At 64.0% G+C, this 5,263-nt stretch carries 4 protein-coding genes and 1 pseudogene; all 5 read right to left on the bottom strand.

Annotated features, from left to right (window positions below; all coding sequences use genetic code 11):
* Window positions 1-650 (bottom strand): annotated as a pseudogene (locus AC5DC2_RS18925) (hypothetical protein); the annotation flags it as partial.
* Complete coding sequence (locus AC5DC2_RS18920) at window positions 647-1,912, bottom strand: Gfo/Idh/MocA family protein (RefSeq protein ID WP_491699588.1); 1,266 nt, start codon at window positions 1,910-1,912, stop codon at window positions 647-649. The pseudogene AC5DC2_RS18925 and the gene AC5DC2_RS18920, both read right to left, overlap by 4 nt.
* A gap of 79 nt (window positions 1,913-1,991) precedes the next feature.
* Window positions 1,992-3,083, bottom strand: a complete 1,092-nt coding sequence (locus AC5DC2_RS18915) for a hypothetical protein (RefSeq protein WP_491699587.1) — start codon at window positions 3,081-3,083, stop codon at window positions 1,992-1,994.
* Between the two features lie 102 nt (window positions 3,084-3,185).
* Window positions 3,186-3,356 carry a hypothetical protein gene (locus AC5DC2_RS18910; RefSeq protein WP_156484736.1) on the bottom strand — a complete coding sequence of 57 codons (171 nt, stop codon included), beginning with the start codon at window positions 3,354-3,356 and terminating at the stop codon, window positions 3,186-3,188.
* 406 nt (window positions 3,357-3,762) lie between these two features.
* The gene (locus AC5DC2_RS18905; protein WP_024708173.1) at window positions 3,763-5,169 is read right to left on the bottom strand and encodes a sensor histidine kinase; all 1,407 of its coding nucleotides are present in this window, start codon (window positions 5,167-5,169) and stop codon (window positions 3,763-3,765) included.
* Window positions 5,170-5,263: the final 94 nt, after the last annotated feature.

Here is a 5,263-nt window from a genome sequence, read left to right as displayed (position 1 = left end):
AGCCCGGCGCGCATGGTCGAGGCGCCGTTCACCGGGCCCATGGAATGCAGATAGGAGCGTTCCGATTCCGACTCCTCGGCGCAGCCATGCATGGAAAACATCTCGACGAAGGGCGACAGTTCGGGATCAAACGTGTCCCAGTTGATGCCGCGCGCGCCCTGCCGGTAGCCGATATGATGCGGGAAGGCGAGCGCGCGGTCCCCCTTGGCGTTCGTCAGCGCGGACTTCAGGTCTTCCGGCGTGTCGGCCAGTTGCGGCTCGGACACGTCAAGATCGGCATAGACGATGGTGTAGTCGCCATGGGCGCAGGAATGGATTTCATAGCCGGGGAAAACGGCGAAATTTCCGGGATTTTCGTAAGTCGAAAGCGTCTCGAAATGGCCCTTCCAGTTGGCCTTCAGTTTGGCGAAACCCTTGACGTGGAAGTCGACGATATGGGCCACCTCCGGCACGTCGATAGGCATGTCCGGCCAGGCGGCGTGACCGGTGACGGAGACGAAATCGAGCTGCAGCGCGGCCCGCGCCAGCGCGTCCTCCAGCCGTCCATGGCCATAGGACAGCGCCGAGTGGTTATGGATGTCGCCATAAAGCGGCTGCAGGCCGAGCCGGTTGGCGAGCGGCGTCAGGCGTTCGGGAAAGCGTCTGGTCATCGGGCAAACTCCTGTGTTGCCGGATCAACCGGCATGCCGCCGTTCGTCATGGATTTCTGCGCGGCGAGCACGAGGCGCAGCGAGGCCAGCCCGTCTTCGATGCCGACCGGCGGGTTTTCGCCATCCATGAAGCGGCGAAGCGTCCTGACGAGTTCGAGATCGGCGCCGAAATGGGTCGAGGTCCGGTCCGGGTTGGTGAAGCCGAGCGTGCCGTGCTTGCGGCCGAAATCCTCGACGATGTCGATTGCGCCGGAATGGCGTTCCATGCGGATGCGGCCCGAGGAGCCGACGATCTCCAGCGTTTCCTGGTCCTCCGCCCAGGGGCCGAAGATAGCGAAGAACAGACAGGCCGTGACGCCGTTCGCGTAACGGATGGTGACGATGGCGTGGTCGTCGATATCCGCGCCCGGCTGGTAGACGCAGGTGTCGTTACGGTCCTCGATCAGCGACGCCTCGCTCCAGCTCGCATTGGCGACGGCGCCGGCGCCCTCGAAACGGTCGACGAGGGTTTCGTGCCGGCGATAGGGACAGTCCCGGTCGCAGAGCGAGCAGCGCTCCGGCGCGTTCGGATCGGGCGGGAAGACATTGCTGCGGCCGCCGATGGCGGTGACGGAAACCGGCCGGGATGCGGCGACCCAGTTCAGCACGTCGAAATGATGCGAACACTTGTCGTTGAGCGCGCCGCCCGACAGCGCCTGCTTGCGGTGCCAGAGCTGCAGATAACGCGTATAGGGTATGACCGAGCGCAGCAGGATCATCTGCGGGTCGCCGACGCGGCCTTCATGGGCAAGCTTCACCGTCTCCACCCAGGGCTTTTCGTAACGTCGGGTAAAGGCCATCAGCATCGGCTGTCCTGCCTTGGTCTCCGCCGCCAGAATGGCCTCGGCATCCTCAAGCGTCACCGAGATCGGCTTGTCGAGATAAACCCGTTTGCCGGCGGCGATCGCGGCTTCGACCGGGGCGCGATGGGCGTTCGTATGGGTAGTGACCACCACGAGGTCGACGGCGGGATCGGAGACGGCATCCTCAAGGCTCGCAAACACGCGCACGGCGTGACGGATGCCCGCCTTGCCGTAAAGCGCGTTCAGGTGGTCGGCGGCGTAACCCGCGCGGTCCTCCAGCCGGTCGAACACGCCGACGATGCGGAAGCCGGTTTCGCCGGCGATCTCGGCCATGCGTGAGCCGACATAATAAATGCCGCGTTCGCCCGCGCCGATGATGGCGACGCCTGTTGTTTTTTGCTGGACCGGCTCGTGGAGCATGCAACGCCTCTGGACTTGATCATTGTCATCGGCATCGGATGCTATTTGAGTATATATATGGCTACAATATCGTCTATACTCAATCGATCGTCAGATCGATCACGGAACCATGGCGCACATGCGAGATCGGCAGGTAGTGCGTCTGCGGTTCGCGCGGGCCGTCGGCGATCCGCTCTGTGATGATCCGCTCGAACACGGCGAGTTTTTCGGCGTGACTGTTGCCGACGACATCGAAACGGCCGAGGTGTTCCGACTGGAAATCGATGCTGCCGAGCATGATGACGCTGAGGTCTCGCCCTGCATCGAGGCCGAGTTCGGAAAGCGCGCGCTCCAGAATGAAGCCCTCGACCACGCCCCAGACGATGAGCGCTGTAAAGGGGAGCCGCCCCCTGTCGTCTGCATGGCGTCCGATCGCCTTGGCGATGTCGTCGATCTGGTAGCTGCCGGGAAGGGCGTTGAGTTCGATCAGCCAGCGCTGGGAAGGATCGGGAAGCGCGCTGCCGAGCAGTTCGAACTCGCGCCGCGCCATGGCGATCTGGCGGGCGTGATGGGCGGACGTCAGGAACGCGATTTTCTCGTGACCGTCATTGCGCACTGCGCGGAAGGCGATCGACAGCGCCTCGCGCCAGTTGGTGCCGATCGCATCGACGTCGATGCCGGTTGCCGATACGCCGTCGATGACGATGTGGTCGGCCTGCCTGTGGAGCGCGGCCAGAAAGGCAACAGTCAGGATCTCGAAATTGACCTGGATGAGGCAGGTACGGAACCGGCCGATCCGTTCCAGCACATCGATTGCCTGGGCGTCGCCCGAAAAGCCGAGCTGCAGCACAGAGGAGCCGGAGGCCTTCAGCCGTGCCGCGACCTCCTGCAGGGTCACCCGCGCCAGCCGGCTGTCGGAGTTGCGGTAGAGAATCAGCAGGTCGGCGGCATAGTCGGCGCGCGCGGTTTCCACCGGATTTCCGGCAACGACGATGCCGGCGCCGGGGCGGGCTACGAGGCGCCCGTCTTCGAGGAACGGTTTCAGGGCGGCCTCAACCGTGCGCTGGGCGGTGCCGAATTCCCGCATCAGATACCGTATGGTCGGAAGGCGTTCGCCCGGTTCGGCGTTCGCGATCTTCCGCTCCGTCCATCGTTCGATCGCGGCGATGACCTGTCTTGTCCTGGTTTGCATCCGGGTATTATGAGTATAAAATAAACCCGAGGCAAGCGGGACGACCCGGCGTCATGGCCGGACGCTCTAACCTATTGAACTGCTGAATCGAAGCACGATGCGCTAGACGATCAGCGACAGCGCGAAGGCCGCCGCAGCGGCCAGCACCGCCAGCGTCAGTATGAGCCAAAAGCGGAGACGGTTGTAGTATGGCGTCGGCTGATAGCATTGCGAGCACGCTGATTGCCTGAAGCGGAGCTTGTGCCCACAATAGGTGCAATGAAAAAGTCTCATGAAACAATCTTTTTCTTGATAGTCGATTATTCTGGTCTTTAAATTTGCGAATTATCGAATACCCATACGCGAAGATCGTGCGAATATTCGGGCCGGCGACAGAAATACCAGTGAGAATCGCCGTAATCTGCGGCGCGCCCACGGCGCCGAAATAAAAATAATCTACGATTGGCCGTTTGTTTACGCAGGCTCCTTTTGCGGCGGCAAGAAAGGCAATCCCTCTTCGGCTGTGCATCCCGGTTGTTTTTGGTAAGATGAGACTTTCATAAGATGGTTGCGGTACCAGATCAAGTTTAATTTGCCGACCATTGGAAAATGAACGGTGTTTTTTTGGGATAATTAAACCAAAACGTGTATTTTTGATGACAGTCGCGCAAAAGGTAAATGCGCGGTCCGCACGCGCATATCAGGCTGTCCGCTCGCCCGGCAGGGTGACGGTCACCCGCAAGCCGCCTTCCGGACGGTTCTCAAGGGTGATGCCGCCGCCGTGGGCGATGACGGCGGCGCGGGCGATCGAGAGGCCGAGGCCGACCCCGCCCGTTTCGCGAGAGCGCGATGTCTCGAGCCGCACGAAGGGCTCGAACACCCGCTCCAGTTCACGGGCTTCAATGCCGGGACCCTCGTCATCAATCCGGATCACGACCGAACCGCCCTGCTTCCTTGCCGAGACCGCGGCGCGGCCGCCGTAACGCACGGCGTTCTCGATCAGGTTGCGCAGCGCGCGGCGCATGGAAAGCGGCCGGATCCTGAGTTCGGCATCGTCGATCTCGCCCGTCGTTACGGCCAGTCCCGTTTCGTCGAACTCCCTTGCAAGCCCGCCGATCAGACCCGCAAGGCTGACCGTTTCGACGGGCTCGTTCGTCGCCATGCCGCGCGAGAAGGCGAGCGTGGCCTCCACCATCTCCCGCATTTCCTCGATCGTGGCGATCATGCGCTCGCGGGTCTCCTCTTCCTCCACCATTTCCGCGCGGACCCGCAGCGCCGTCAGCGGCGAGCGCAGATCGTGGCCGAGCGCGCCGAGCAGTTGCGTGCGCTCGCGCACAAAGCGGTCGAGGCGCGCCTGCATATCGTTGAAGGAGAGGGCCAGACGGCGCATTTCCTCGGGCCCGGCGGCGGCGATCGGCTCGACGTCCTCACCCCGGCCCAGCCGGTCGGCGGCGCCGGCAAGCGAGCGGAGCGGCCCCGTCAGCCTTGCAAGGGCGAACCACAGGACAATCGCCAGAAGCCCCGCCGTCAGCGCAAAGGGCAGCGCCTCCGACCACACCCACTGATAGGGCGGGTCGCGAAAGCGGGAGGTGACATTGAGCCAGCTTCCGTCAGCAAGCGCTATCGAAAGATCGAGCGCCGTCGTGCTCACCGGCGGCTGGCCGGGCGGGGCGCGCATCTGGCCCATGCCATGCATCTGGCCCGCGCCGGGGCCGGCGCGCGGCGGCGGGCGCGGCTGGTCGGTGTGCAGATCGACGCGGACGGCGCGCGGATCGTCGGTAGCAAGGACGGCGCGGATGCGCCGCTCGATCCAGTTCGGCGCATTGCCGGTCTCGCCCGTGACCAGCGGCGTCGGGCCGATGGCGAAGCGCACCAGCGAGGAGCTTGCCGCCTGGAGGATTTCTGATCTCAGATCCGGCGGCGCATCTTCGAGCAGGCGCGCCGTGCTGCCGGCCCGGTCCGCCGCCTCGATGGCCAGCGCCGAGCGCACGGCGAGCGCGCGCTGGTCAACGAAAAGCCAGAGCGTCAGCGCTTGGGCGATCGCCAGCGCCACGACGATGAGCGCGATGATCTGGCCGCGCAGGGTGCGGGGGAGCAGGCCTCTCACGAGACATGCTCCACATCGCAGGCAAGCGAGTAGCCGCCGCCGCGCACCGTGACGATGATCTCGGGGCTCGCCGGATCCGGTTCGATCTTGCGGC

The sequence above is a fragment of the Martelella sp. genome (genome assembly GCF_984369615.1).
This window is presented reverse-complemented; position numbering and strand designations above follow the sequence as displayed.

What these genes read in the sequence shown, in the direction of transcription:
- AC5DC2_RS18915 (WP_491699587.1), bottom strand. Translation starts at nt 3,083, where the DNA reads ATGCAAACCAGGACAAGACAGGTCATCGCCGCGATCGAACGATGGACG.
- AC5DC2_RS18910 (WP_156484736.1), bottom strand. Translation starts at nt 3,356, where the DNA reads ATGAGACTTTTTCATTGCACCTATTGTGGGCACAAGCTCCGCTTCAGG.
- AC5DC2_RS18920 (WP_491699588.1), bottom strand. Translation starts at nt 1,912, where the DNA reads ATGCTCCACGAGCCGGTCCAGCAAAAAACAACAGGCGTCGCCATCATC.